Annotated in this window: 28 protein-coding genes and 4 pseudogenes; 10 read left to right on the top strand and 22 right to left on the bottom strand. The window is 67.2% G+C overall.

Going from position 1 to position 25,553, the window contains the following annotated elements; all coding sequences use genetic code 11:
• The first annotated feature begins 15 nt into the window (after window positions 1–15).
• Window positions 16–1,350: an FAD-binding oxidoreductase gene (locus tag ACVWWN_RS15305; protein WP_457144659.1), complete on the top strand. Its 1,335-nt coding sequence runs from the start codon at window positions 16–18 to the stop codon at window positions 1,348–1,350.
• On the opposite strand, the gene ACVWWN_RS15300 is transcribed toward ACVWWN_RS15305, so the two are convergent.
• Genes ACVWWN_RS15300 through ACVWWN_RS15290 form a run of 3 tightly spaced genes read right to left on the bottom strand, consistent with a single transcriptional unit; the run spans window position 1,344 to window position 3,397 of the window.
• Window positions 1,344–2,009: a DUF899 domain-containing protein gene (locus ACVWWN_RS15300; RefSeq protein ID WP_457144658.1), complete on the bottom strand. Its 666-nt coding sequence runs from the start codon at window positions 2,007–2,009 to the stop codon at window positions 1,344–1,346. The genes ACVWWN_RS15305 and ACVWWN_RS15300 overlap by 7 nt on opposite strands.
• 28 nt (window positions 2,010–2,037) lie before the next feature.
• The gene (locus ACVWWN_RS15295; RefSeq protein ID WP_457149141.1) at window positions 2,038–2,919 is read right to left on the bottom strand and encodes an LLM class flavin-dependent oxidoreductase; all 882 of its coding nucleotides are present in this window, start codon (window positions 2,917–2,919) and stop codon (window positions 2,038–2,040) included.
• Between the two features lie 37 nt (window positions 2,920–2,956).
• Window positions 2,957–3,397, bottom strand: a complete 441-nt coding sequence (locus ACVWWN_RS15290) for a DoxX family protein (RefSeq protein WP_457144657.1) — start codon at window positions 3,395–3,397, stop codon at window positions 2,957–2,959.
• A 94-nt stretch (window positions 3,398–3,491) separates the two neighbouring features.
• Between ACVWWN_RS15290 and ACVWWN_RS15285 the strand changes: the two genes are divergently transcribed.
• Window positions 3,492–3,905, top strand: a complete 414-nt coding sequence (locus tag ACVWWN_RS15285) for a VOC family protein (protein ID WP_457144656.1) — start codon at window positions 3,492–3,494, stop codon at window positions 3,903–3,905.
• 6 nt (window positions 3,906–3,911) lie between these two features.
• On the opposite strand, the gene ACVWWN_RS15280 is transcribed toward ACVWWN_RS15285, so the two are convergent.
• On the bottom strand, window positions 3,912–5,852 hold the full coding sequence (locus ACVWWN_RS15280; protein ID WP_457149140.1) for an SLAC1 family transporter: 1,941 nt from the start codon (window positions 5,850–5,852) through the stop codon (window positions 3,912–3,914).
• A 161-nt stretch (window positions 5,853–6,013) separates the two neighbouring features.
• Here ACVWWN_RS15280 and ACVWWN_RS15275 point away from each other — a divergent pair.
• The 3 genes and pseudogenes from ACVWWN_RS15275 (at window position 6,014) to ACVWWN_RS15265 (ending at window position 8,863) form a co-directional block, all read left to right on the top strand.
• Window positions 6,014–7,320, top strand: a pseudogene (locus ACVWWN_RS15275) (sensor histidine kinase).
• Window positions 7,308–7,952: a response regulator transcription factor gene (locus ACVWWN_RS15270; protein ID WP_457144655.1), complete on the top strand. Its 645-nt coding sequence runs from the start codon at window positions 7,308–7,310 to the stop codon at window positions 7,950–7,952. The pseudogene ACVWWN_RS15275 and the gene ACVWWN_RS15270 overlap by 13 nt, the downstream one beginning before the upstream one ends.
• A 32-nt stretch (window positions 7,953–7,984) precedes the next feature.
• Window positions 7,985–8,863 carry a DUF4097 family beta strand repeat-containing protein gene (locus tag ACVWWN_RS15265; RefSeq protein ID WP_457144654.1) on the top strand — a complete coding sequence of 293 codons (879 nt, stop codon included), beginning with the start codon at window positions 7,985–7,987 and terminating at the stop codon, window positions 8,861–8,863.
• On the opposite strand, the gene ACVWWN_RS15260 is transcribed toward ACVWWN_RS15265, so the two are convergent.
• The 4 genes from ACVWWN_RS15260 to ACVWWN_RS15245 form a co-directional block, all read right to left on the bottom strand.
• Window positions 8,860–9,225, bottom strand: coding sequence for an FAD-dependent oxidoreductase (locus ACVWWN_RS15260; RefSeq protein ID WP_457144653.1), 366 nt, complete (start codon window positions 9,223–9,225; stop codon window positions 8,860–8,862). The genes ACVWWN_RS15265 and ACVWWN_RS15260 overlap by 4 nt on opposite strands.
• A gap of 25 nt (window positions 9,226–9,250) precedes the next feature.
• On the bottom strand, window positions 9,251–9,457 hold the full coding sequence (locus ACVWWN_RS15255) for an FAD-dependent oxidoreductase (protein ID WP_457144652.1): 207 nt from the start codon (window positions 9,455–9,457) through the stop codon (window positions 9,251–9,253).
• Window positions 9,447–9,998 (bottom strand): FAD-dependent oxidoreductase, encoded by a 552-nt coding sequence (locus ACVWWN_RS15250; protein ID WP_457144651.1) that lies wholly within the window; start codon window positions 9,996–9,998, stop codon window positions 9,447–9,449. The genes ACVWWN_RS15255 and ACVWWN_RS15250 overlap by 11 nt, the downstream gene beginning before the upstream one ends.
• A 76-nt stretch (window positions 9,999–10,074) precedes the next feature.
• Window positions 10,075–11,088: a nitronate monooxygenase gene (locus ACVWWN_RS15245; RefSeq protein ID WP_457144650.1), complete on the bottom strand. Its 1,014-nt coding sequence runs from the start codon at window positions 11,086–11,088 to the stop codon at window positions 10,075–10,077.
• A gap of 41 nt (window positions 11,089–11,129) precedes the next feature.
• On the opposite strand from ACVWWN_RS15245, the gene ACVWWN_RS15240 reads away from it, so the two are divergent.
• Entirely contained in the window at window positions 11,130–11,894 is a 765-nt protein-coding gene (locus ACVWWN_RS15240) for a class I SAM-dependent methyltransferase (RefSeq protein WP_457144649.1), read from the top strand.
• Window positions 11,895–11,920: 26 nt separating this feature from the next.
• A complete protein-coding gene (locus ACVWWN_RS15235) occupies window positions 11,921–12,319 on the top strand; it encodes a VOC family protein (RefSeq protein WP_457144648.1) in 399 nt (132 codons plus the stop codon).
• Here ACVWWN_RS15235 and ACVWWN_RS15230 read toward each other — a convergent pair.
• The 3 genes from ACVWWN_RS15230 to ACVWWN_RS15220 form a co-directional block, all read right to left on the bottom strand.
• Window positions 12,312–12,788, bottom strand: coding sequence for an Rrf2 family transcriptional regulator (locus ACVWWN_RS15230; protein WP_457144647.1), 477 nt, complete (start codon window positions 12,786–12,788; stop codon window positions 12,312–12,314). The two genes, ACVWWN_RS15235 and ACVWWN_RS15230, sit on opposite strands and share 8 nt — an antisense overlap.
• A gap of 36 nt (window positions 12,789–12,824) precedes the next feature.
• Entirely contained in the window at window positions 12,825–13,490 is a 666-nt protein-coding gene (locus tag ACVWWN_RS15225; RefSeq protein ID WP_457144646.1) for a pyridoxamine 5'-phosphate oxidase family protein, read from the bottom strand.
• 273 nt (window positions 13,491–13,763) lie between these two features.
• Window positions 13,764–14,246: a hypothetical protein gene (locus ACVWWN_RS15220; RefSeq protein ID WP_457144645.1), complete on the bottom strand. Its 483-nt coding sequence runs from the start codon at window positions 14,244–14,246 to the stop codon at window positions 13,764–13,766.
• A gap of 71 nt (window positions 14,247–14,317) precedes the next feature.
• On the opposite strand from ACVWWN_RS15220, the pseudogene ACVWWN_RS15215 reads away from it, so the two are divergent.
• A pseudogene (locus ACVWWN_RS15215) lies at window positions 14,318–14,555 on the top strand (TetR/AcrR family transcriptional regulator); the annotation flags it as partial.
• Between the two features lie 47 nt (window positions 14,556–14,602).
• Here the strand turns inward: ACVWWN_RS15215 and ACVWWN_RS15210 are convergent.
• Together ACVWWN_RS15210 and ACVWWN_RS15205 are read right to left on the bottom strand one after the other, a co-directional pair.
• Complete coding sequence (locus tag ACVWWN_RS15210) at window positions 14,603–15,202, bottom strand: isochorismatase family protein (protein ID WP_457144644.1); 600 nt, start codon at window positions 15,200–15,202, stop codon at window positions 14,603–14,605.
• A 19-nt stretch (window positions 15,203–15,221) separates the two neighbouring features.
• Entirely contained in the window at window positions 15,222–16,034 is an 813-nt protein-coding gene (locus ACVWWN_RS15205; RefSeq protein WP_457144643.1) for a class I SAM-dependent methyltransferase, read from the bottom strand.
• Between the two features lie 85 nt (window positions 16,035–16,119).
• Here ACVWWN_RS15205 and ACVWWN_RS15200 point away from each other — a divergent pair, with 85 nt between their 5' ends.
• The gene (locus ACVWWN_RS15200; RefSeq protein WP_457144642.1) at window positions 16,120–16,779 is read left to right on the top strand and encodes a winged helix-turn-helix transcriptional regulator; all 660 of its coding nucleotides are present in this window, start codon (window positions 16,120–16,122) and stop codon (window positions 16,777–16,779) included.
• A 5-nt stretch (window positions 16,780–16,784) separates the two neighbouring features.
• On the opposite strand, the gene ACVWWN_RS15195 is transcribed toward ACVWWN_RS15200, so the two are convergent.
• From ACVWWN_RS15195 to ACVWWN_RS15170, 6 genes are all read right to left on the bottom strand, one after another.
• The gene (locus ACVWWN_RS15195; RefSeq protein WP_457144641.1) at window positions 16,785–17,525 is read right to left on the bottom strand and encodes a 3'(2'),5'-bisphosphate nucleotidase CysQ; all 741 of its coding nucleotides are present in this window, start codon (window positions 17,523–17,525) and stop codon (window positions 16,785–16,787) included.
• Window positions 17,522–19,366: an adenylyl-sulfate kinase gene (cysC, locus tag ACVWWN_RS15190; protein WP_457144640.1), complete on the bottom strand. Its 1,845-nt coding sequence runs from the start codon at window positions 19,364–19,366 to the stop codon at window positions 17,522–17,524. The genes ACVWWN_RS15195 and cysC overlap by 4 nt, the downstream gene beginning before the upstream one ends.
• Window positions 19,366–20,295 carry a sulfate adenylyltransferase subunit CysD gene (gene cysD / locus ACVWWN_RS15185; protein ID WP_457144639.1) on the bottom strand — a complete coding sequence of 310 codons (930 nt, stop codon included), beginning with the start codon at window positions 20,293–20,295 and terminating at the stop codon, window positions 19,366–19,368. The genes cysC and cysD overlap by 1 nt, the downstream gene beginning before the upstream one ends.
• A 127-nt stretch (window positions 20,296–20,422) precedes the next feature.
• Window positions 20,423–22,012: a UbiD family decarboxylase gene (locus ACVWWN_RS15180; RefSeq protein ID WP_457144638.1), complete on the bottom strand. Its 1,590-nt coding sequence runs from the start codon at window positions 22,010–22,012 to the stop codon at window positions 20,423–20,425.
• Between the two features lie 11 nt (window positions 22,013–22,023).
• Window positions 22,024–22,617 (bottom strand): UbiX family flavin prenyltransferase, encoded by a 594-nt coding sequence (locus tag ACVWWN_RS15175; RefSeq protein ID WP_457144637.1) that lies wholly within the window; start codon window positions 22,615–22,617, stop codon window positions 22,024–22,026.
• Between the two features lie 11 nt (window positions 22,618–22,628).
• The gene (locus tag ACVWWN_RS15170; RefSeq protein ID WP_457144636.1) at window positions 22,629–23,108 is read right to left on the bottom strand and encodes a hydrogenase; all 480 of its coding nucleotides are present in this window, start codon (window positions 23,106–23,108) and stop codon (window positions 22,629–22,631) included.
• Window positions 23,109–23,358: 250 nt separating this feature from the next.
• On the opposite strand from ACVWWN_RS15170, the pseudogene ACVWWN_RS15165 reads away from it, so the two are divergent.
• Window positions 23,359–23,541 (top strand): annotated as a pseudogene (locus tag ACVWWN_RS15165) (PaaI family thioesterase); the annotation flags it as partial.
• Window positions 23,542–23,717: 176 nt separating this feature from the next.
• On the opposite strand, the gene ACVWWN_RS15160 reads toward ACVWWN_RS15165, so the two are convergent.
• The 3 genes and pseudogenes from ACVWWN_RS15160 to ACVWWN_RS15150 all read right to left on the bottom strand — a co-directional run bounded on the left by ACVWWN_RS15160 (window position 23,718) and on the right by ACVWWN_RS15150 (window position 25,534).
• On the bottom strand, window positions 23,718–23,951 hold the full coding sequence (locus ACVWWN_RS15160) for a hypothetical protein (protein ID WP_457149479.1): 234 nt from the start codon (window positions 23,949–23,951) through the stop codon (window positions 23,718–23,720).
• 163 nt (window positions 23,952–24,114) lie between these two features.
• Window positions 24,115–24,861, bottom strand: coding sequence for a hypothetical protein (locus tag ACVWWN_RS15155; protein ID WP_457144635.1), 747 nt, complete (start codon window positions 24,859–24,861; stop codon window positions 24,115–24,117).
• Window positions 24,861–25,534 (bottom strand): annotated as a pseudogene (locus ACVWWN_RS15150) (GAP family protein). The gene ACVWWN_RS15155 and the pseudogene ACVWWN_RS15150 overlap by 1 nt, the downstream one beginning before the upstream one ends.
• Between the last annotated feature and the right edge of the window lie 19 nt (window positions 25,535–25,553).

Here is a 25,553-nt window from a genome sequence, read left to right as displayed (position 1 = left end):
TCCGAACGTGACCGCATGACGACCAGTCAGCTGACCGGCGAGGTGGTGCGGGCCGGGGATCCCGGCTACGAGGCGGCGCGGATGGGCTGGAACCGCCTGCATTCCCGCTACCCCGACGCAATCGTTTTCTGCGCCAACGCATCCGACGTGGCCAACGCGGTCACATGGGCCCGCGAACACGGCGTGGCGCTTCGCGCGCGCAGCGGACGACACAGCCTGGAGGGGTGGTCATCGCTCGACGGCGGACTGGTCATCGATGTCAGCCGGATGAAGACCATCGAGATCGACGAGTCGACACGCACCGCGCGGGTCGGGACCGGGCTCACCCAGGCCGAAGCGGTCGCCGCGCTGGGCCGACGGGGCCACGTCATACCGACCGGCTCAGAGGGAGGCGTCGGCCTCGGCGGTGTCGTACTGGGCGGCGGCTTCGGATTGCTCACCCGGAGCCTCGGACTGGCCTGCGACAACCTGCTCGCGGCAGAGATTGTGATTGCCGACGGCGCACACTCGGCGAAGATCGTCGAGGCCGGCGAGCACGACCACCCCGACCTGCTGTGGGCGTGCCGGGGCGGCGGCGGGAACAACTTCGGGATCGCGACGTCCTACACCATCAGGTTGCACGAGTTGTCCGACGTCCAGTTCCTCATTGCCAAGTGGACCGGCCGCGAGAATCTGGCTGCGTTGTTTCGAGTTTGGCAACGCGATGCACCGGCCGCCGACCCTCACATAACGAGCGCACTGGAGGTCAACTCCGACGCCATCGAGCTCACCGCGCTGCTGCACGGTGGCCCGCCACTGAATCTGGAGGAGGAACTCGGCTCTCTGCTGGCGATCGGCAACCCCGAGGTGGAGGCGACGCATGGCGATTGGCCCACCCTCTACGGAGATGTGGACAGAGGTCCCGAGCTTCCCTACTGGAAGTTCTACTCCCAGTTCGTCAAACAGCCGTTTCCCGATGAGGCGATCGACCTGGTCGTGCATTACATGGCCAATGCACCCACCGCGCCGAGTAATTTCTTCGCCACCAGCTTCGGCGGCGTGGTGCGAAGCGATCCGCCGGGCGGATCGGCGTTTCCCCACCGCGACGCGCTGTTCTACTGCGAGCCCGGGGCGGCCTGGGACGACCACGCGCTGGACTCGAAAGCGCTGGGTTGGGCCTGTGACTTCTGGCATGCACTGCGTCCGTACGGCGACGGCGCGTATGTCAACGTACCGAACGCCGCCGCATCGAATTGGGAGCATGAGTACTACGGCGCCAACTGCGCGCGACTGCGTGAAGTGAAGGCCACCTTCGACCCTGACAACGTCTTCAGCTTCGACCAGAGCATCCCGTCGGCACGTTGTCAATAGGAGTCGTGGAGCCGCATCCACTCATAGGGTGGCCGCTGCGGCCAGCCCTGCGGTGAGTCCTCCCAGGTTTCCTGGCGGCCGAAGGGAGTGAGGTCGAGCAGATCGAATACGACCATGAACGGTTCTTCACCGCGGGCGAAGGTCGACCAGGTGTGGAAGACGCGATTGCCGTCGCGCAGGAACACGCTGATTGCCTGGCGTTCCTCTCCGTCGACCGTCGCACCGAAGTCCTCGTTGAACGTCGAGGACTCCGACGACACCCAGGGCAACCGCCAACACATCCGTTCCCGGAACGCCAGCAGCTTGGCCAGCGGTGCACGCGAGACCATGGCGAACGACGTGTCTTTCGCATGGAGGTGTGACAGCGGACCGATGTGGTCGGCCATCATCGAGCAGCCGTCGCAGCCCTCCCGCCAATCCGGACCGAACATGAAGTGCTGCACGATCAGCTGTCGCCGGCCGTCGAACAGATCGAGCAGCGACGCACCGCCGGCCTCTGTGGCGAACATGTACGAATCGGTGACCTCCACCATCGGAAGGCGGCGCCGCGCGGCGCTCACCGAATCCTTCAGCCGGGTCAGCTCCTTTTCACGGACAAGCAATTCCGCGCGGGCCTCGTCCCATTCGGAGCGGGACACGATCGGTGGCAACGGTGTCATGGTTCCAGCCTGCCACGCGGCGGCCCGACTAGGCGAAATCCTCCGCCACCTCCACTACCCGCCGCAGCTCGTCGATGTTCGAGCTGGTCGGGATCAGCTGAATCTCGTCGGTACCGATTTCGGCGAATTCGGCCAGTAGGTCCCGCAATTCGTCAGCGGCGCCTGCCCATCCGGTGGTCGGCGCCATGGCGTCGACGATGTCGGCCGGCACCCAGTTCATGTAGTGCCGCAGATGCCGGTGCACCTGTGCCCGCGGCTCGTCACCATCACCGATCGCGAACCAAAACGAAGTGGCCAGATGGGGTTTGGGCTTACCCGCACCGGCCCAGGCCCTGCGCGCGATGTCGAACAGCTCGTTCTGCTTGCCCACGTCCAGATCGAGGGTGGTGCCTGCCAGCCCGTCGGCCCATGCGGCCGCGCTGCGGACGGTCTTGGGCCCCATGGTGCCGACCAGCAGCCGGGGGCCGCCGGGTTGTACCGGCACCGGGCCGACCGGGACGACGGAGTCGGTCACCTTCTCCCCCGCCCAGATCCGCTTCATCGTCGCGACTCGTTCGGCCATGCCACGGATCGTCTGCGTCGACGGATCGGCGCCGACGGCGTGATAGTCCTCCTGTCGGCCGCCCAGACCGACGCCGACGGTGAGCCGGCCTCCGCTGAGCAGATCACCGGTGGCGAGCTGCTTGGCCAGCAACACCGCGTCGTGCAGTTGCGGGATCACCACCGTCGTCACCAGCTGCACCCGCTCGGTCCACGCCGACAGCGCACCCATCAGCGTCAGACACTCGGGGTTGTCGAACGCGATCCGCTCGCCCCAGCACAGTGACGAGAACGGGCCGGTGTCGATGGTGCGGGCCCAGGCCTCCAGCGTGACGGCGTCCAGGCCCGGCTCCATCACCGGCATCGTCATCCCAATGCGCATCCCGGGATTCTGGCACGCCGGCGACCTAGCTCCGCCGCAGCCCGAGGATCCTCAGCAGTTCCGGTCGCCGCAGGACGAGGCCGACCCACATCAGCACACCCAGGTATACGGCGAACAACGTGTGGGACAGCAGCGGCGCCTCGACCCGCATGTTCGCCGTCACCGCGCCGCCGAGGTACGCGGTGACGCCCAGCGCGCCCAGCACCGTCGTGCGGGGAATCGCATAGACGACCACGCAGAGGGCCAGGACGATGCCCATGATGAGCGCCTGACCTGCCGGGAACCCGAGGTCTGCGGTGCCCTCCTTGACCTGCGCCGCGCCGGCGAGCTTGCCGGCGGCGTCGAAGGTGAGGAACGCGGTGACCAGCGCACTGATGCCGATGCCGGTCCTGCGTGGCCACGAATTCGCCGGGCGATGTGCCTGTTCGACGCCGCCCTGATCGATGTGATTGGACAGAACGCTCATGGTGGTGCTCCCTGCTGACGTAACGACGTTGACGCCAGGACAGACCGGCGGGGTACACATAATTCATCGCGGGTGCTGCTGGCAGCATGGTGGTATGCCGATCACCACCACGTCCATCGCCCACGTCCGGATCACCGTGACCGACATCGCGCGGTCGCGTCAGTTCTACGAGAGCGTCTTCGGCTGGCCGGTCGCGATGCAGGTTCCCGCAGACGCCGACGAGGCCACCCGCGACGCCCTCTCGTTTCTGTTCGGTGGGGTCATTTATCAGATGGGCGACTCGCTGATCGGCCTGCGACCGGCCGCGACTGACACGTTCGACGAGGACAGGGCGGGCCTCGACCACCTCGCCTTCCGCCTTGCCGATCGGGCCGAACTGGATTTGGCCGCAGCACATCTCGACGATCTCGGGGTCGCACATGAACCCGTCAAGGACATCGGTCCGGCCTACATCCTGGAGTTCCGCGACCCCGACAACGTCGCCCTGGAGTTCAGCGCCCCGAAATAGGTCTGCTCAGCTGTCGTCGTCGACGAGTTGCGGGGGTTGCGGTCCGAGTTCGTACACGTGGTCGGGTGTCGCCAGCGATGTGACGACTGTCGCGATCTGGTCCGCCGAAGTGGGCTGGGGAATGTCGGAGTTCACACTGACCACAAGTGTGGCGTCCCGTTCCGGCAGGTACACCGATACGGTTGTGTAGCCGGGGATATCACCGTTGTGGCCGATCCACCCGTGCGCGTTGAAGATCGCGAAGGCGTAGTCGACGCCGTCGGTCACATAGCTGCCGTCCCCGATCCGGTGCGCCTGGGTGTCGGGTTGCAGCAGCGTGCCCTTGCCCAGCGCCGCCGCCCAGGTTCGGAGGTCGGCGGTGCTGGACACGATCTTGCCTGCCGCGTCGGCCCATTGCGGGTTCCACAGCGTGGCGTCGAAGACGGTTCCGTCCGGGGCCTTGTTGTAGCCGTGGGCGTAGGGGCCGGGGAGCAGTCCGTTGGCGGGATAGCTGGTCTGCGCCAGCCCCAGCGGGCCGAAGATGTTCTGCTGCAGGTAATCGCCGAGCGGCACGCCGCTCACCCTCTCGACGACCATGCCCAGCAGCACGAGGTTGGTGTTGCCGTACTTCCACTGTGTTCCCGGTGCGAACACCGTCGGTTGCTCGAAGGCCCAGTCGACGAGTTGTCGCGGCGTGATCGCGAAGGCATCCGGTCCGGTCGGCGCCTCGGTATACAGGCGGTCCAGGAATGCATCGGAATCGCTGTAGTCCGGCAGACCACTGCGCATCCGCCCCAGGAGATCGAGGGTGAGCGCGTCGCCGTTGGGCACCCCGTCGACGTAGCGGGAGATCGGGTCGCTCAACCGGATCCGGCCCTGGTCGACGAGCTGAAGCACGGCCGTTCCGACGAACGTCTTGGTGACACTGCCGATTCGGGTGCGGTCGGCGGATGTCATCGGAATGCCGGTGGCGGTGTCGCCGATCCCGAAGGCCTTGACGTAGTCGATCTCGCCCGGGATCGATAGCGCCACTACCGCACCGGGAACACCCATCTGCTCGATCCGCGCCTGGATCCCCGCGTCGAGCTGGGCGGCCAGATCGGTGGCGGGTTCGGCGGCGGCCGGTGACGCCGAAAGGGCCGCGATTGCGATGAGCGCCGTCGCTGCGGCGATCACCTTGCGTGCTGACAACATCGTTGCGCCGCTTCCGTTGAGGTCCGCAATGCGCCCAGATTCGCACCCAGTATGTTCGAGATCCTCGTCGGCGATCAGTCTTTGGACGCCTTGATGGGGACCGGTGACGGCGGCACGAAGAGGTAACCGCGCCATCCCCGCGGACGGTACGGACGGCGACCAGACACCACGTGGCACGGCGAATCCCCATACCGGCACGCCGTAGAGGATCGCGAACACACGCATGTCGTCGGCGAGGCGCGGCACGCGCGCGGTGCCGGAGGTCGCGAGCCGACTCCCGATCATCGTGATGATGACGATCGACGCGACGAGCGACAACCGAACATCGCGTAGCAGCTCTAAAGCATGGTCTGTCTTCCGGTTCCGGGCACCATGTGCGGGATCAGCAGGGCTGCCGTCCGCGGATACCATCGGAGGCACCACAGGCATCAGCCATCCCCGAAGGCGGCGTCGGGCTCCACCCGGTACTGGGTGGACATCATGTACGGAAGGCTGATCGCGTGAACAGCCCGCCGATCGTGCCCGCGGTCCACAGCAGCCAGTGAGGTGGACGGCGGCGCGTTCACCGATCAGTTCACGACCGACCAGCACCGCGCCCGCGCCGGCGGTGAGCAGCGCCATCGGCGCCGCCCCGTAGAAGTGCGCCATCTTCGGGTTGCGCCCGTGGTTGCGCGTGACGGTCGGGTTCCGCAGCCGGTGCGCTGCCACCGCGACCATCAGCAACAACAGCCAGACGGCGGCCACCACCCACACCGCCTCCGTGAATCCGGGGATCGTTCGCTGCGAGCGTGCGGCAACTCTCGATTCGTGACGGCGTGTCGCCCGCAGACACGCACGCTCGCGGGAGTTGGGGTGCCGGCGCGGGGGTTTTCCCCCGCAAGGTTGTCGGGAAAACGCAGTGTCGCAGGGCGCCGCGGGTCCATAGGTTGGTTGCCATGGTCGCAGTCACCGAATCGAGTTCAGACGCCGCGACGGCGCCTGTTGCCGTCCATCGAAACCCGACGTGGGCCCGCAACCTCGGCGTGGTGCCGACGGCGTCGATGATCACCGGCGCCGCGATCGCCGTGGTGTGGCTCTGGATTCCGTTGACGATATTGATCATTGGCATCTCGTCGATCCCCAGTGGGATCGGGTTCGCGCTCTCGGCCGTCGTGTTCGTCTACCTGATGCGGGGCACCGAGCATCTCGAGCGACTCCGCAGCGAGGCGGTGTTCGGTCTGGGGATCGGTGTTCCGCCGCGGCGAATGTCGCCCTACACCGGCTTTCGGCGCTGGCTGCATCAGCTGTGGCTGGACATCAGCAGTGCCAGATTCTGGAAGGCCTGCGCCCATCACTTCCTGCGGATGATCTATGACCTGCTGGTCACCGGTGTGGCGGCCGCTCTTCTGGTCTTCGCCTTCCTCGGGCCTGCCGCCGCGATCGCGATCGGGCACAGCGACGTCGACGCCGGACTGTCGTTCCTGTCGCCGCCACTGGCGTTCCTGCTGGCCGCCGTCGCCGCCGCGGCGGCCGTTGCGATCCTGGTGTTCGCCCCTGCGGTCGATGCCGTGATCGACCGATGGCTGCTGGCACCGTCACCGACCGCGGCGCTTCAGCACCAGGTCAGCGCCCTGGCCGACGCGCGCCTAGGGGCGGTGTCGTCGGCCCAGACCGAACGTCACCGCATCGAACGCGATCTGCATGACAGCGTGCAGCCGCGGCTGGTTTCGCTGGCGATGACGATCGGGCTGGCCCAGACCAAGCTGACACCGATCTGCCCGCGGCCAAGACGCTGATCGCCGAGGCCCACGACGACGCCAAGAACGCGCTGGTCGAATTGCGCAACGTGGTGCGCGGCATCGCCCCGACGATCCTGGCCGACCGCGGCCTGGATGCCGCCCTGTCCTCGGTGGTGCAACGGTCGGCCGTGCCGACCACCCTCAACGTCCACCTTCCCCGGCGGCTGCCGGACGAGGTCGAGGCGTGCGCGTACTTCGTGGTCGCCGAGGCGCTGACCAACGTCGCCAAACACGCCCATGCGAGCCAGGCGGTCGTCACGGTGCGGCTCGACGAGGTCACCAACCGGCTGCATGTCACGGTGTTCGACGACGGACGCGGCGGCGCGCAGGTGACGGACGACGACAACGCCACCGGCCTGCGGGGGCTGGAGGAACGCGTGCGAGCCGCCCGCGGCACCTTTGACGTGGAGAGTCCGGCGACGGGTCCGACCATCGTGACAGCGGTGTTGCCGTGCGCATCGTGATCGCCGAGGACTCGGCGCTGCTGCGGGCGGGCATCGAGCGCATCCTCACCGACGCCGGGCATGAGGTGGTTGCCGGGGTCCCGGACGCCACCAACCTGCTTCGGCTGGTCAACGAGAAGCGCCCGGATCTGGCGATCGTGGACGTGCGGATGCCGCCGACGTTCACCGACGAAGGCATTCGCGCCGCCGCGCTGCTGCGCAGCCAGAATCCGGAGTCGCCGGTGCTGGTGCTGTCGCATTACGTGGAGGAGCGCTACGCGGCGGATCTGATCGCTTCGGACACCAGGGGATTCGGCTACCTCCTCAAGGACCGGGTCGCCGACGTTCCCGCGTTTCTCGACGCCGTCGAGATGGTCGGTGCCGGCGGAACCGTGCTCGACCCCGAGGTGGTGTCGCAGATCCTGGTGCGGTCCCACCGCCGCAGCTCGCTGGACCAGCTGACACCGCGCGAACACGAGGTGCTGCAGCTGATGGCCGAGGGAAAGACCAACTCGGCGATCGCGGGGGCATTGCATGTCTCCGTCGGCTCGGCCGAAAAGCACATCGCATCGATCTTCACCAAGTTGGGCCTGGCGCCCGACGAGAGCGAGAACCGCCGCGTGCTGGCGGTGCTGCGCTTCCTTGAGTCCTGAAGAGTCCTGAAACCACTTCGAAAGGGATTCCCGTGACCACCATCGCTCCCCCACCACCGGCACCGGCCACGCCGCCGCCTCCGCTGTCTCCCGGCGGGCGCACCGCGGTGCGCGTATCGCTCATCGTCGTCGCGACGGTGCTGGTGGTGGGGACCGTCGCGTCGCTGGGTGCCGTCGCCTTGGGCATCAGCAGCTTTCGGGTGATCAAGGACAGCAAGCCGCTGCCGACCGGGATGCGATCGCTGGTCGTCGACACCGGTTCGGTTCCGATCGCGATTCGCATCACCACCGACCGGGAAGCCCGCGAGCCGCGTGCGGATCTGCGCATGGTCAACTCCACGCGTGCCGGCGCAAACCCGTTGGCGGTCAACGGTGATCCCACCAACGCCCGGGTCACGATCGATGGTGAGCCGTCACCGTTCCTGCAGTGGGGCCGCGCCGGTGAGATCAAGGTCGTGCTGCCGCCGGACCTTGCGCGCACCATGACGGTCACCACGCAGCAGGAGACCGGCGTGGTGCTCGCGCAGGCCGACATCGATACGCTGATCGCCCGGACCGACGACGGTGCGGTCGTTCTCAGCGGTGCGGCCCACCGCGTCGAGATCCACAACGACAGCGGCGACGTGGTCACCCGCGACCCGATCCGGGTGTCCGAATCCTTCACCGCCACAACGGTGACCGGTGACATCACGGTCGATCTGAAGGAGACGGCGCCGCGCACCGTCGATGTGTCGAGTGAACACGGTGACGTCATCGTCGCGCTGCCCGAAACAGGCCGGTACGCCGTAGACGCGAGCACCCGCACCGGCGACACGGTGGTCCGGGTGCCGCAGACCACGGGCGACCAGACCGCCGCCATCGTCAGGGCCAGGTCGGAGACGGGCGACGTGATCGTCGACAACCTGCGCTAGCCGAGGATTCGGTCCGCTTCCCGTAGTCCGCTGAGATACGCACCGTGGACAGTTGCGTAATATTTCTCGTGGGTCGTCTCGCCCGCGAAAAGCACCCGCTCACTTGCTGATCGGGCCACGGCGCGCAGGTCCTCGGGGCCCGAACCGACCGCGATGTGGCTATACGAGCCGCGGGCATACGGGTCCGCGGCCCAGCGCGTGACGACTGCGCCGTTCGGCTCGGGGGCGTCGATCGCGGCGCGTACCTGCTCGAGGGAGTCTTGATCGGACAGGGCCTCCCGTGACCGTGCCGCCTCGCCCCCGCGAATCCCCACCAGAAGCGGTGTACCCGTGAACGAGAGGCCGTTGACCAGATCGCCCAAGGGCTGCTGGTCGCCGAGAAGCCCGTCATGTCGGAGGATTCGGCCAGAACGGTTGGCCGAAGGCGAGTACGACCTTGTCCAGCACGCCGAACCCGAGCCGCTCGATCGCCTGACGCTTGGCTTCCGGAAGCGGTGGGTCGAAATCGATCGTTCGAGCCTTGAGCACTCCGAGCGGGACCGTGACGATCACCCGGCCGCCCTCTACGGCGCCCGAAGACGTCTCAACGCGCACGCGTGCGTCGTCGTATGCGGTCCGGTCCGCCCATTTCCTCTTCGCAGCCGAACCACCGCAGTGACAACTGAACCGGATCGGCGCCGTACTCGGCGACGATGCCCGACCTCACGCACCAGGCGATCAGCGGGTCGGCGAGGTCCGCAACCGCTGCGAGACCACCCGCGAGCGAGTTGTCCTCGGCCGCGTCGTGGCTCAGTGCATACAGTTTCGTCATGATGTCGTCCCAGGCGGTGAACGCGGCGTTGACGTCTGCGGCGTCGACAATGCGGCCGTTGTCATACACGGCGACGTCGAAGAAATCGGTCCCGACGTCCGTGCGCCCGCGTCGTGGGCCAGTCCGACGAGCGGATTGCCTTCCGTGCCGTGGATCCACGCCCGCGCCGAGGTCGATCGGGACACCCAGCGACGTGTCGGTCCAGACCCGGCCGCCGATCCGCTCGCGCGCCTCGATCACCGTGACGCGCATTCCGCCGTCGGACAGCCGCCGCGCGGCCGCGAGGCCCGCCATTCCGACGCCGATCACGACGACGTGCTCCATGACCTCGACGTTATCCGGCGGCGGTCAACAAACAAGTGATGACGCTTCGACAAGAAGTGGTGCCGTCGTCAACGGGTCAGATGAGCCGGCCCACGATGTCGGCGACCGAACCCGCTGTGGCCCGCCGAAAACCCGTGCCCGCCCAGATGTTGACAGCCGCCGGGTCACCGGCGCGCACCGACGCCGCGCGCAGTGGACTGGTCAGCCAGTGGACCTCCGGATACCCCAGGGGCGCTTCCGCCTCGTGATCGTTGACGAACCGGTTGCGCAGCCCGCGCGCGTAGCGGCCGGAAAAGGCCCGTGTCACAACTGTTTCGGTGAACTGCGGATCCTGCAGCGCGGCCCGGTGCACCGGGCTGCTGCCTGACTCGTCGCTGAGCAGGAACGCGGTACCTAGTTGGGCCGCGACCGCACCCGCCGTGAGCACGCGTTGCACGTCGTCGGCCGTCATCAGCCCACCCGCCGCGATGACCGGCACGTCGACGGTCTCGATCACCGACGCCAACAACTCGTCCAGCGGCTCGGTCGCCGGCTGCGCGGCGGGATCGAAGGTGCCGCGATGTCCACCGGCCGCGGGTCCCTGCGCGGCCACGATGTCGATGCCGTGCTCGACCGCCAGCCGTGCCTCCGCCACCGTCGTCACGGTGCCGACGGTGGTGATTCCCGCGGCGCGCAGACGCTGCACCTCTTCGACGCTCGGCAGACCGAACGTGAACGATGCCACCTCGGGTCGCACGTCGAGGAGTACGTCGACCTTGTCGGCCCAGTGGTCGTCGTCGTAGCGGGGCTGGCCCAGTTGCGCGCCGTAGTGCTCGGCCTCTGAAGCCAGCGCGGCCGCGTAACGCTCGATCGCCTCGGCGGTGCCCGCACTGGGCTGCGGCACAAACAGATTGGCACCCAGCGGGCCCGCGGTCAGCCGACGCGCCGCCTCGAGTCGCTCGGCGAACACCTCGGCCGTCAGGTACCCCGCCGCGACGAAACCGAGTCCACCGGCGTTCGCACCGGCGGCCGCAAGTTCGGGCGTCGACGGGCCGCCGGCCATCGGCGCGACGATCACCGGGACTGCAAGATCACGAATATCCAGCGCCATGGCTTCTTCGTATCACGCAAACCTGGATAATTCGACGCTAGATGTTCTCCGATGGCGAGGCTTACGAGCACTTCATGGGCCGGTGGAGCCGAAGGCTCGCGCCGCGCTTCGTCGAGTTCGCCGGTGTCCGCGAAGGTGAACTCCTGTTGGACGTCGGGTCGGGCACCGGGGTACTCGCGTTGGCCGCCGCGGCGGCGATCCCGTCGGTGCGGGTGACGGGGGTCGAGCCCTCGCCCGGCTATGTGCGGTATGCCCGTCAACACGCCGACGACCGGGTGCATTTTCAAATGGGCGACGCCGGCGCGCTGCCGTTCGCCGACGACGCGTTCGACCGGACGCTGGCGATGCTCGTGCTCAACTTCCTGCCCAATCCGGGGGGGGCGCTCCGTCAGATGATCCGGGTCACCCGGCCAAGCGGCGTCGTGGCGGCCGCGGTGTGGGATTACGGCGACGGGATGGAGATGCTCCGCACGTTCTGGGACACCGCGGTGGCGCTGGACCCGGCAGCCGAGGCGCGCGACGAACGCCACATGCCGCTGTCGACGCGCGGCGCGCTGGCCGATCTGTGGCGCACCCACGGTCTGCACGGCGTGGATGAAGACGGCCTGACCATTGACACGACGTTCGCGTCCTTCGATGACTATTGGCAACCGTTCCTGAGCGGACAAGGTCCCGCCGGCGGATATGTGTCATCGTTGAGCGAATCTGCCAGGGAAACACTGAGAATCGGGTTGACCGAGCGGACGGCGGGCGCGGGTCTTGCGATGCGCGCTCGCGCCTGGGCGGTGCGTGGCGTTGTCACCTGATCGGCGTGGTGGTTGACTGGATTCACATGGCTATCACGTTCAACCACACCATCGTCGCCGCGAAGGACCGCGAGGATTCGGCCCGCTTCTTCACCGAGTTGTTCGGCCTGCCCGACGCCAAGGAATTCGGACCGTTCCTGGCCGTGACGCTCAATCACGGCGTCAGCCTCGACTACGCCCAGGCGGCCGAGGGCGAACAGATCCACCCGCAGCACTACGCGTTCCTGGTCTCCGAGGACGAGTTCGACGCCATCTACGGCCGGATCCGCGCGCGGGGACTTCAGCACTGGGCCGATCCGCGGGGCAGTCGTGCCGGCGAGATCAACCACAACGACGGCGGCCGAGGCGTCTACTTCCAGGATCCGGCGGGCCACTACCTGGAGATCCTCACCCGGCCCTACGGGTCAGGCGCCGGCACTAATTGACCGAGTGTCCGCGCTCTTCTTCCTGGTCGCGGTAGTCGTCGGCCATGGTCTGCACGTGGGTGGGCAAGGCGCCCGCTGCGACATCCGCCAGGCTGGTTTCCTCGAGCACCGAGCGCATGCTGGCCCGCAGTGCCCGCCACACATCGGTCAGGGACGCCGTCGGACCGGAATAGGGCAGATCCCCCAGCCCGATGTCGCGGACGCTGGCCAGCGGACCGTCGATGCAGCGCAGCACGTCGGCGATGCTGATGCCGGCAGCGGAGCGGGCCAGCTCGTATCCGCCGTCACGACCGCGGTGGCTGCGGACCAGCCGATCGGTGCGCAGGTCCGAAAGGATGTCCACCAGGAATTGCGGCGGAATGCCCTGTGCCTTGGCCAGGTCGTCGGTCTTGACCAGAATGCCGTCGTCGACGGTGGCCAGCTGAACCATGGCCCGGACGGCATACTCCGCCTTGGCCGACATGCGCATACCGCGAATTCTGCCAGGTACGTCCGGCCGGCTGCGCTACCGAGCCTGAGGCGGGGTGTTGCCGCTCAACGCCCATACCGACGCGGGCGTCGGCGTGCCCGGTGGCACGTCAGGCGCGGCGCGCGGTTCACCGTAGCTGACCGTCATCGGCACCACGCCCGCCCACACGCCGGCGGCGATGTCCTCCTCGGGATCCTCCGGCCAGCCTTCGCTGATTTTCAGGGACCAGTTCGTGTCGTCGATCGGCATCCGCAACGCCAGCGTCGCCGCCAGCTCCTTGCGGCTGCTGGCGCGCAACTCGGCTACCCGGCCGGGGATGAACGATTCGACCAGCGCGTCCAGGTACCGCACCTTGCCGCCCTCGGCGATCGTCTCGAACACACCGAAGAGCGCGGCGCTGCGGTAGCGGAACGACGACTCGAATCCGCTGCGGGCCACGACCACACCGTCCAGCGCGGTCACTGAAACGGCCGCCGCCGCGCCCGACGCCAGCGCGCGAATCCACGGTGAACCCGTCGACCCGTGGATGACCAACTCGTCGCCTACGCGCGCGAAGCCGGTCGGAAACATCACCGGGTGACCGTCGCGCACCAGCGCGACCGTGGCCAGCGGTGTGCTGTCGAGAAGCTCGTCGAGCCGGCCCCGCGACGTGTCCTGCATCTCGCTGAGACGGGTGACCTGGGTCGAGGGCGTGGCCGACATGGGGCCAGGGTAGCCGGGGGTGTCAGCCCGACATCAGCGTTCCGAAGAGCTCGCCCATCTAGTCGCCGGGTCCGCGGGGCGCGGTGAAGGCCGCCCCGTCGAAACGCGGGCGTCGCTCATTCGTCGGTCCAGCTGACCGGTAGTTCCTTGATGCCGTAGATGCCCTGAGCACACCGTAGCCAAAAGCCAAATGCCCCCGGGTGTTCCGCTCGACGTCGAACGAATCAGCGTGATCGACGAAGTTCTCGTCCCAGTTTCCGGCGGGCAGGTTCATCACCAGGAAGTCGCCGGCACGGATCGGCTGATCCCCGAGCGTGAGGTCCTCGGTCGCGCCACCCGCTCCACCTCGCTGTGCACGATGGTGAGATAACGCATCAACTCTTCGACGGTGTTGGCGACGACGGCCCGGTCGTCGGTCCGGCCCAGACGATCGAAGACCTCGCGATGCTCGAGCAACGCAACGGTTCCCAGCGCAATCATGTTCGCCGTGGTTTCGTGGCCGGCCTGCATCATGATGACGCCGTTGGCCGCCGCGGTCGCGCGGTTGAGCCGGCCGGTCGCGACGTAGTCGGTGACCAGACGGCTCATCAGGTCGTCGCCGGGTCCGCCTTCCTTGCGCTCCAACAATTCCCAGAGATAGGCGAACATGGATCCGAAGGCCTGCGCCCTGTCCTCGTCGGACGAGTGTTTCGGCTGACCACCCAGGTCGGCCTTCCGTGGTTCAGGGCCAGTCGCAGCCCGTCGCCTTCGCGCCATTGCGCGAACTCTGAGGGTGGTGCGAGTGGACACCCGGGGTCGCGCGGCGCCGGAATCACGGGGAGATCGGTGTCGGAGCCGAGGCTGACCAGAGCATCGCCGAGGACCTGTCACCGGTTATCGAGCAGGCGCTTCACTCTGAGGACCCGTTGCAGGGGCTCACCGAGCTGATCGAGGCGGCGGTCTCGCTCGGCGCCCGTGAACACCACATCCTGGCGGCGGCACGCAGGGCGGGGCGTGCTGACTGCCGATGTGTCCACCGATCTGAACAACGCTCTCGGCGCGCTTGCCCGCCGCGCGCAGAAGGCCGCGCGCTACACGCCGGCCACGGGCAGCTGGCCCCTGCGAGGCACCCGTCAGTCGGGTATCGCGGCCCCATCGGGCACGACGACCGCGAACAGGTCGGCCACCGCGGCAAGACTGGCGGTCTGCATGGCCGCGGCGGGCACGGCCGTGCCGTCCACTCCGGGCAGCGCTCGGGTCGCGGTGGCGGCGGCGACCACCGTCGGCGCGTAGCCGAGATTGAAAGCGCCACGGGCGGTTGAGTTCACGCACATGTGAGTCATGAATCCGGCCAGCACGAGGTTGGACGCGCCGGCCGCCTTCAATCGCTCGTCGAGGTCGGTCTGCACGAACGAGTTCGGGTAGTTCTTGACCACGACCGGCTCACCCTCACGCGGGGCGACCCTCGGCACGATCGCGCCGCTCTCGCCCTCGATGTCGTAGAGCGAGCCAGGGCCGTCAGAGTGCTGGATGTGGATGATCGCGATGCCCGCCGTTCGGGCACGGTCGAGAAGTGCGGCGGCTTCGTCGAGCGCGGCCTGCACCCCCTCGAGTTCCATCACGCCCTGGGTGTAGGTGTTCTGGCAGTCGATCATGATCAGCGTCGATTCAGCCAGGCTGACGGGATTGAGCGGCAGTTCGGCGAGAGCACGGAGCGTGGTGGGATCGGGCACGCTGCCGAGCGTACTGCGCTCAGGGGGCGGTGGCCGTGGCGATCAGCGCCGGTGCGGCGAAACGGACGCTCCCGTCGCCGCCGACGAATTGCTTCAACCGGGTGGCCGCCGCGTGCTGCAGCGTCGCAAACTGGTCGTCGTGGATGTGCTCGGACAGCGTCCATCCGCGAATTTCGGTGTGCAGCCAATCGTCGAGCGATCGGAAGCGTGCCTCGCCGTCGTGGCGGGCCACGGCGACATCGGGGAACGACGGCCGCAAAAGGTCGCCGAGTTCATCCGGTTCACCAAGGCGGAACGGCGCCCGCAGCGCCTCGGCCGCCCAGTCTCCGATCTCGTCACTGAGCAGGTCGACCATCGCCGCGTAGCCCGGCGACTCCTGCAGCGCGGCCCATGCGGCCACCGCGACCCGACCGCCCTGCCGGGCAACGCGGGCCATCTCACCGACCCCTGCAGCCGGGTCCGCGAAGAACATCAGCGCGAACTGACAAGTCACACACTCGACTTCATCGCTGTCCACCGGCAGGTGCTCGGCCACGCCAGGCCGGATGTCGAGGTCGGCGGCCAGCCGCCGGGCCACGGCGAGCATGCCGTCATTCGGGTCGACCGCGATGACCGTGCCGCCCGGGCCGACCCGCGCGAGTGCCGCCCTCGCGACGACGCCGGTCCCGGCACCGACGTCGAGCAGACGGTCGCCGGCGCCGGCGCGCACGGCATCGAGCAGCGGCTCGACGAATTGACCGAACAGCGCAGGCACGAAGAAGTGTTCGTATACCTCGGCGGCGGTCAGAGAGACCTGGCCCGCCGAGGCGTCGGTTGAACGATTCATACCCATGCTGGAATCGTCCGCTCGCGATGACCGCCGGGAAAGTTCGGAATCAGAACTTCACCCGCCGCGCCTGCGGTGCGACCATTGGTGCGTGGGCACGTACCGCCAGTACTGTCCGATTGCACGCGCTTCGGAGATTCTCGCCGAGCGGTGGAATCCATTGATCGTGCGCAATCTGATGTTCGGCGCCGAGACATTCACCGCCATCTCCCGGGGTGTTCCGATGATGTCGCGCTCGATGCTGGTCAAGCGATTGGACGAACTCGAACGCGCCGGCGTCATCGCGTCGAATCCGAAACCCGACGGCCGCGGTCACTGCTATCGGCTGACCGAGGCCGGTGCCGACCTCGCCGGCATCATCGGCGGGCTGGCCGAATGGGGTGAGCGCTGGCTGGAGGTCACCACCGAACATTCCGACCCCGGTTTTGCCCTGTGGGCATGGTGCCAGGTGCAGATGGATCGGTCATTGCTACCGGCCGGACGCGTCACCGTCGCCCTGATCTTCCCCGACGAGGCACCGACCAATCGGCGGTACTGGCTGTTGATCGACGGGGGGGAAGCCGAGCTCTGCTACCGCGACCCCGGGGGACGGCCAAATCTGGTGGTGGAGGCCGCGTCGCAGCCGTTCGTGGACTGGCACCGCGGCGCGCGCAGCTGGCACGACATCCTGCGGTCAGGCGAGGTCACGATGACAGGACCGACGTGGCTGCGCCGGTCGTTCCCGACGTGGAATGCGCACCGCCTGACGTAGCCGTTCTAGCCTGCGGTGACGGCGAGCACCGCGTCCGCGAGTTCCGGCCGGCACACCACCAGATCAGGCAGCAGCGGATCCGGCCGGTTGTAGACCAGCGGCGAGCCGTCGATGCGGGAGGTGTGCAGGCCTGCCGCGCGCGCCACCGCCACCGGGGCAGCCGAATCCCACTCGTACTGTCCGCCCGCGTGGACGTACACATCGGAGCGGCCCCGCACCACCGACGCGACCTTGGCTCCTGCCGACCCCATCTCGACCAGTACACCGCCCAGCGCGTCACACACCGCGAGGGCGATCGCCGGGGGCCTGGTACGCGAAACGACGACGCGCGGCTGATCCGGTGCGGACGGCGGCCCGGGGACGGTGGGCGTCGCCAGCGTAATACCTTGCGCCGGAAGGGCCACCGCGCCCGCGATCAGCTGACCGGACTGCCAGAGCGCGACGTGCACGGCCCAGTCGTCGCGGCCCCGTTCGGAAAACTCCCGGGTGCCGTCCAACGGGTCGACGATCCAAACCCGGTCGGAACCGAGCCGGACCGGGTCATCGGCACCCTCCTCGGACAGCACGGCGTCGGCGGGTCGCTGGCACGCGAGTGCCGCCATCAGAAAGTCGTGGGATCGCTTGTCTCCCGCGGCTTTCCGCTCGGCTTCGGTGGCGTCGGCGAGCTCGGCGCGGACATCGAGAAGCAGCGTGCCGGCATCAGTCGCCAACTTTGCGGCCACCTCGTCATCCGCGCGGTCCGTCACTGCCGACTCTCGAGAAGTTCTATCACCGACGCCGCGAGTTCATCGGACGCGCGGTCGGGCGTGAGGCGCAGATCGGGGTTCTTCGGCCGCTGGTACGGGCTGTCGATTCCGGTGAAATGGGTGATCTCGCCGGCGCGCGCCTTCGCGTACAGCCCCTTCGGATCGCGTCGTTCGCAGTCCTCGATCGGCGTGTCACAGAACACCTCGAAGAACTCGAGACCGGCTTCGGTGGTCAACCGCCGCGCCAGCGCGCGGTGCTCCTCCAGTGGGCTGATTGCGGGCACCAGCACCACCTGACCGGAGTCGGCGAGGATGGCGGCGATGTGGGCCAGCCGACGCTGATTCTCGGCCCGGTCGGCCATTGAGAACCCGAGGTCGGCGTTGAGACCGTGACGCAGGTTGTCTCCGTCGAGAACGTATGCCGGAACACCCTTTTCGAGCAGCTTCTGCTCGACGAGCATGGCTACCGACGACTTGCCCGAGCCGGAGAGCCCGGTGAACCACACCGTCCGGCCCTTCGAGAGCCGGTCGTCGGCGGTGCACAGCGATTCGTGGCGCACGGTGTTGGGGCTCGCGGTGCGCGCCGTCAAGTAGGGCAGGATCATGCCCGCGGCGACGGTGCCGTTGGTGGTCGGGTCGATCAGGATGAACGAACCGGTCACCGAGTTGCGCCCGTATTCGTCGAGCAGCAGCGGCACCTGGGACCGCAGCGAGATACGGCCCAGCTCATTGAGTTTGAGCGCGGTGGCCGCCTTGTCGCGATGCAGCGTGTTGACATCGAGGCGGTAGTCGAGCGCGGTGACCTTCACCCGCGTGGTCCGGGTGGTGTGCTTGATCAGGTAGTCACGGCCCGGCTCGAGAGAGGACTCGTCGGCCATCCAGCACACCGTGGCGTCGAAATCCTGCGCCACCCTTGGCTGATTGTTGGGCCGGGCGATCAGGTCGCCCCGCGAGATGTCGATGTCGTCGGCGAGGCTGATCGACACCGCCATCGGCGGGAATGCCTCCTCGACCGGCCCGCCGGGTCCTTCGATCGAGGTGATGCATGACGACTTGCCACCGGGCAGCACGACGATCTCGTCGCCGGGTCGCATCACGCCGCTGGCCACGGTGCCCGCGTAGCTGCGGTGGTCCAGATGGTCGTGGGTCTGCGGCCGGATCACGTACTGCACCGGGAACCGCACGTCGACGAGGTTACGGTCGCCTGCGATGTAAACCTCTTCGAGGTGCGACAGCAGCGACGGCCCCTCGTACCAGGGACTGTTGGCCGACTTGGTGACCACGTTGTCGCCCAGCAGCGCCGACAGCGGAATCGTGGTCACATCCTGGACATCCAGCCGGGCGGCGAACTCATGGAAATCATCCCGGATCTTCTCGAACTGATCGCGATCCCAGCCGATGAGGTCCATCTTGTTGACCGCCAGCACGATGTGCCGGATGCCCAGCAGCGAGGCCAGGAACGCGTGCCGGCGCGACTGTTCGAGCAGTCCGTGCCGGGCATCGACCAACACGATCGCCAGCTGCGCGGTCGACGTCCCGGTGACCATGTTGCGGGTGTACTGAACGTGCCCGGGAGTGTCGGCGATGATGAATTTCCGCTTGGGGGTGGCGAAGTACCGGTAGGCGACGTCGATCGTGATGCCCTGTTCCCGCTCGGCGCGCAGGCCGTCGGTCACCAAGGCCAGGTCGGTGTAGTCGTGCCCGCGCTCTTTGGAGGTGCGCTCGACGGCGGCCAGCTGGTCCTCCATGACCGCCTTGGAGTCGTAGAGCAGCCGACCGATGAGCGTGGACTTGCCGTCGTCGACGGATCCCGCGGTGGCTAGCCGAAGCAACGTGGCCATCAGAAATACCCCTCACGCTTGCGGTCTTCCATGCCAGCCTCCGAGATCCGGTCGTCGGCGCGGGTGGCGCCGCGCTCGGTCAGCCGGGACACCGCCGTCTCGGCGATCACCTCGGACACCGTGCCCGCCAGCGATTCCACGCAGCCGGTGCAGGTGACGTCGCCGACGGTGCGGAACCGCACGGTCTTCTCGACGACCTCCTCGTCCTTGCGCGGCTGCAGGTACTTGTGGACCGCCAGGAACATGCCGTCGCGCTGAAACACCTTGCGTTGATGCGCGTAGTAGATCGACGGCAGTTTGATCTTCTCGGCTCCGATGTAGGACCAGATGTCGAACTCGGTCCAGTTGGAGAGCGGGAAGACACGGATGTGCTCCCCCTTGTGATGGCGCCCGTTGTAGAGATTCCACAGCTCGGGGCGTTGCCCCTTCGGATCCCATTGGCCGAACTCGTCGCGGAAACTGAACACCCGTTCCTTGGCGCGCGCCTTCTCCTCGTCGCGGCGGGCGCCGCCGAACGCGGCGTCGAACCTGTTCTCGCGGATGGCGCGCAGCAGCGTGAACGTCTGCATCGGGTTGCGCGAGGGAATCGTCTCGACCACGCGCCCCGCGTCGATGTCGTCCTGCACCTTGGCGACGACGAGGCGCACCCCTGACTCGGCGACGAGGTCGTCGCGCGCTTGCAACACCTCGTCGAAGTTGTGCCCGGTGTCGACGTGCATCACGGGAAACGGCAGCCGACCCGGCCGGAACGCCTTGATCGCCAGGTGCAGCATGACGATGGAGTCCTTGCCGCCGGAGAACAACAGCACCGGCCGCTCGAACTCCGCGGCCACCTCGCGGATGATGTGGATGGCCTCGGCCTCGAGCGAGCGCAGATGGCTCAGCTCGTAGCGGCCGGCATTCTGCGTGAGCCCCTGGGTCGCCGTCATCGTTTCCCCATAATGTTGGTAGAAATTACCAGATTTATAACCTTAACCCGATATGAAACCAGCACGGGACAGGCAGAGTCAACATCTGCGCGAATCTGGAGTTACCGGAACGTGAAGTAGGCCCGGCCTACACGTCCGGCAGCCGCTTGGACAGCTGCTCCATCGTCAGTGATTCACGCCGTTCGTCGTCGAGGTAGGGAATGCCAATCCCGTACTCGTGCCAGCGGGCAGCGACCCGGGCCTCCAGCTCCGGGGCGATCTTGTTGACCGCCGGGTAGTGACGGCCACCCCACTCCGGCCGGGGTTCGAACTCCCAGCTTCGGGTCGCGTCGATGAGCACTCGGTGCCATTCGCCGGAGCCGTACTTGGCCATGTTCGCCTTCTCGGGCGGGGTGGACGGATCCAGCGGCGAGCCGAGAGTCGGCCCATAGAAAGCGATATCTCCGAGTCCGGCGTTCACCCGGTATGCGAGGGCCCAGTCAAGCGCCTCCGGGTCGCGGATGTCGATGTCTTCCTCGACGACCATCACGTGCTTGTAGAACCATCCGGATCCACTGGTCCCCCACAGCGCCGCGGCGACCTGCTGGGCGTGGCCGCGGTAGGCCTTGCGGATCTGCACCACGATGTTGGTGCCGTTCGACACCTGCGACATCCACACGTCCGTGATGCCCCCGACGCCCAGGCCGGTCAGCACATTCCAGGCGATCGCCGAGCGCGCGTAGTTGACCATGGCGTCCTCGACCAGAAATCCGGGCCGAATCCCCTCGAGGGTGCCGCGCAGCACCGGGTCGTCACGGTGACTGATCCGGGTGACCCGCAGGACCGGCGTCGGTGCGGGATGGCCGTCGAGGTAGCCCGGGTACTCCGCGAACGGGCCTTCCGCCATGAACGTGGCGGGGTCGGGATCGAGGTAGCCCTCGACGACGATCTCAGCGCTGGCGGGGACGTGCAGTGGCACGGATTCGCAGGCCACCAGGTCCACCGGGCGTCCGAGCAGGGCGCCCATCATGTCCCATTCGCAGACGTCCTTGGGGAACGGGCTACCGGCGCAGAACGGCAGCACATCGTGCCAGCCGTAGACCACGGCGACGGGCATCGGATCGGGCTTGTACTCCTGGAAATGGCCGCCCCAGCCCTGGGTGGGCACCATCAGCTTGGCGATCTTGTCGCGGTCGACGATCATGCCGCGGTAGACACCGACGTTGTCGCGTCCGGTCACCTTGTCCTCGGTCACCACACCACAGAAGGTGTCGATGTATCGACCGCCGTCGGTGGCATGCCACTTCGGGGCCGGAAACTGCCACAGATCGATGTCCTCGCCCTCGACGATGTTCTCCTTGACCGGACCGGTCTCGACCATGCGTGGCGGGACGGGCTTCGTGAACACGTGCCTGAGGTGTCGCACGATGGCCGCATCGCTGGTGTCTTCGGACAGCCCCAGCATCAGCTGGATTTGCCGCCGGTTGCCGATTCCCGATGTCAAAAGCTTTCTGCAGCGCGTGTATTCGTGGCCGACGATGTTCTCGAACAGCAGCGCCGGTCCGCCGAGGGAAAGGTTCGCCCGAGTGATGGCGCCGATCTCCTCGTCCCAGTCGACCGAGGCCGTGACGCGACGCAGCTGGTCCGCTTCTTCGAGCGTGGCCAGCCAGCTGCGCAGATCGGGCCCCACCGACCGGGTCGTGGCGGTGGCGGCCGGCGGGCTTGTCTCCGTACTCAATTTCGTTCTCCTCACACGATCGCGGGTCGGTCGCCGTTCACGGGGTGCTGGTCGTCCTTCCAGCGCTTGATCAGCGAGTGCTCGATTCCGAGTTGGTCGATGACGCGGCCCGCCACGTACGTCGTCACCTCATCGACTGATGTGGGCCGCGCGTAGTAGGCCACCGTCGGCGGGAAGATCACCGCACCGAGGCGCGCCAGGTAACCCATGTTCTCCAGGTGGATCTCGCTCAGGGGCGCCTCCCGCGCGACGAGGACCAGCCTGCGGCGTTCCTTCAACGTCACGTCGGCGGCACGAGTGATGAGATTGTCGCTGTAGCCCACCCGGATCGCGCTCAACGTCTTCATGCTGCAGGGGCAGACGACCATGCCGTCCGTGCGGAACGACCCGCTGGAGATGCCCGCGGCAAGATCGCGCGAACTGTACGCATGCGACGCCAGTGCCCGAACGTCATCGGCGGTGTGCTCCGTCTCGAGCTTGATTGTCGCCCGCGCCCAGTCGCTGAGAATCAGATGCGTCTCGACACCAAGGTCCGCAAGAGCTTCCAGCAGACGAATGCCCAGCGCCGCCCCGGTCGCTCCGGTCATCGCTACCACCAAGCGCATCGTCTTGCTCCTTACGACGCGGCCGCCTCGTCGGCCGGTGCGACCCGAGTTTCGGCAGCTGCGTCCGGCACCGGTTGACGACGGGCAAGACCCCACAGAACCAGGACAACGGCAATGAGGATCGAATACGCGATGCTGCGGAAGCCGGCCCCCGCCAACTTCTCCTGCCACGGTTTCCCGTGACGCCCCTGCGACAGAATCGGATTCGCTGCGGCAGTGCCCATCGCGGCACCAAGCGTGGTGAACAGCCAATTGCCGTAGGTACCGAACAACAGCGTCGATCGTGCCGCCTTCTCAGCACCTGGTGGAAGTTCGACGTGGCCCCAGATCGCACCCAACGCGATCAGGAAGGTTCCGTTCATCACCCCCTCGAGATGCGCAGACAGCGCCATGCGCATGTTCTTGAAGCGCCGCTCCTGCAGGCCCGTCACGAGTCCGATCAAGAACAGGAACGCGCCGTGCCACATCAACCGGCGGTCGGCTGATCGCATGAGATCCCCTTTCCAGCCAAGCACCGCTGGAGCGCGCCAAGCTGCTTGACCACGTTGTCGACGTTTTTGCCGGCACTCGAGTGAACGCCGCCGCCCAGGCAAACTATTCGGATTGGCCCTAGGCTTCCCGCATTGAAATTAGGGCCTCGGCATGAGCGTCTCCTGTGTCTGCGCTGCAAGCACGCTGATCGTCGACGGACCAGTTGCCCCTTACCCCCGGGGTAATTGATCCACCGCAGATACTGGAGCCATGTCGACTCCCAGCCAGCCGCAGAGCGGCGCGGACGTCATGGCGCAGTTCATCCCGCAGTCCCCCTTCGTCCGCAAGCTCGGCATCGTGGCCGATTTGCTCGATGCCGACGAAGTGCGGCTGCGCCTGCCCTGGGACCCGACCAACGTGACGATCGGCGACATGGTGCACGGCGGCGCGATCGATGGCCGCCGCAACGCACCCTCCGATGAAGGCCGCGACGGCCTTGTCCCAGATCAGATCGAGGTAGCGCCCTTCCGTCGCGAAGAGCGGGACGAGCGCAATGCTCATCCAGAACACCGTCGCGGCGAAGGAGATGGGTGCGCTGACGATGGCGAAGAACACGCCCACCGCGCCGATCACGGCGGTCCAAAAAAGTTGTCCGGGACGCTTGCCGCGATGGCGACACCGGCGGTGGCTCCCACGATCGTGGCCGCGAGCCATATCCACGCTCGCCGGGTCGATGCCTCGGCCGATCCGGCGATGATGACGTACGCCGTCCACGCCACGAGGAGGCTTTGCTCGTTCCCCAGCGATTTGGCGATCAGCCCCGCCAGCACCGCCGCGACGGCGGCCTGTATCGCCGGAGCCATTGTGGGCGCTAGGGTGCGTCCGGCAGACGGCGCATACAGTCTTGTTGCGCGGCGGCGGTGGAGCTCGGCGGTACGGCGGCGATCGAGGCTACAGGCGATACCGTCGCCAATGCTGTTGCCTGCGAGATTGACTGGGCGATGAGGTGGGCCGCGCCGACCGTGGTCAGAACTGCCAGAGCGCGTCGCTGCGGACGGTGTGGTGTCTCATTGGCTGTCGCTGCAGTGGTCGCCGCATCGTAGAGGGGTCGCGGAGGCTCTGAAGTTCGTATGCGATCGCGTCCAATGACTGCGCGTCGGTGCTGTCTCTCAGGGCATTCGCAAGGACACGTAGGGCGCTCGCGATGGATCTTGCGATGTCGACGGGCAGCATGTCAATCCACCGCGGATCGTCGGCCTGGTTGATCACCTTCTGAATTCCTCTTTCCGCGCAGTACAGTGCCACGCGCAATTGTTCGATGTCGTGTTGTCCGAAGGCGGGCGGGAGAGCGCCGGAGAGCTCGCCCTCGACGGCCGTCCGGCACCGCATCACCCGGTCGAGACTGCGGCGCAGCGCTTTTGCAACACGATCGGGTGCGTGGCCGGTCAGCAAGCCCGCAGCGCCGGCGACCGCGTCTCCCGCGATCCGGCTGACTTCGACGGTGACAAGGATCACCACGGCCGCGGCAACTGCAGCCCAGCCGAACGTGTGAACGCGGTCGCTTCGGCAGGGATCGGTAACCAGCAACGCTCCGAAGAAGCACGCTGCGCCGCCGAACAGCGTTATTGGGAGCTGGTTGGCGATACCGAACGCCGCGGTCGCCAGTTCCGGTGTGAGTCCTGAAAGGACTGTCGCGCAAGCGGTTCTAGCACCACGGCGGACTCGAGCGAAGCCGGGATCGACGACTTCCAGTCGCACAGCAACGCATGCCATCATGAAGGTAAGCCGTGAATGCCCTTGTACAGCAACACAAGTCCGATGACAATGAGGATGGCCGCCACCAGCGCGGCGTTATGCCGCTCCATCCAGTCCTTGAGCCGGGCCAGCGGCCCGTCGAGCCGCTCACCGGCAGCGGCGTAGGCCAATACCGGAACCGCAACCGACGACGCGGCGACAAGGACGTAGAACGCCTCGGAAGTCCATGCACCCGCGATACCCAAGCCCGCGGACCCAATCGCCAAACCCGCTGCCGCGCAGATGAAGAGCACCTTTGGGTTCACCACCACCAAGGCCACCGCGATGGCCGCCGCCCGGCCCGGGCTGGCCCGGTGATCTTGTTCATCCAGGCTGGCGTGTGAACCGATCGCTTGCGCGTCAGCCAGCGGAACACACCAAAGACGATCAGCGCGATACCAATGACGATGCGCAGCCAGGAGGCCCATGTCGGCGTCTTGTCCAGCCCGACCAGCAGGCTGGACACCTCGACGAAGATCGCCGTCAACGCGGCCAGCCCGAAGATCCAGCCGGCCAGGAATGCCAGGCTGGTCGGCTTCGGCCGTGGTGTGTGCAGCACCAGCACGGCCGGGATGATCGAGAGTGGCGAGACCGCGACGACAAGCGCGAGGGGAATGAGTTCGATCAATTCCGAGCGCCAGCCGCCTGTCATCTGCGATATCTGATCGACG

The sequence above is a fragment of the Mycobacterium sp. URHB0021 genome (assembly GCF_054057895.1).
Note: the sequence above shows the minus strand (reverse complement) of the source record. Positions and strands in the feature narration are given on the sequence as shown.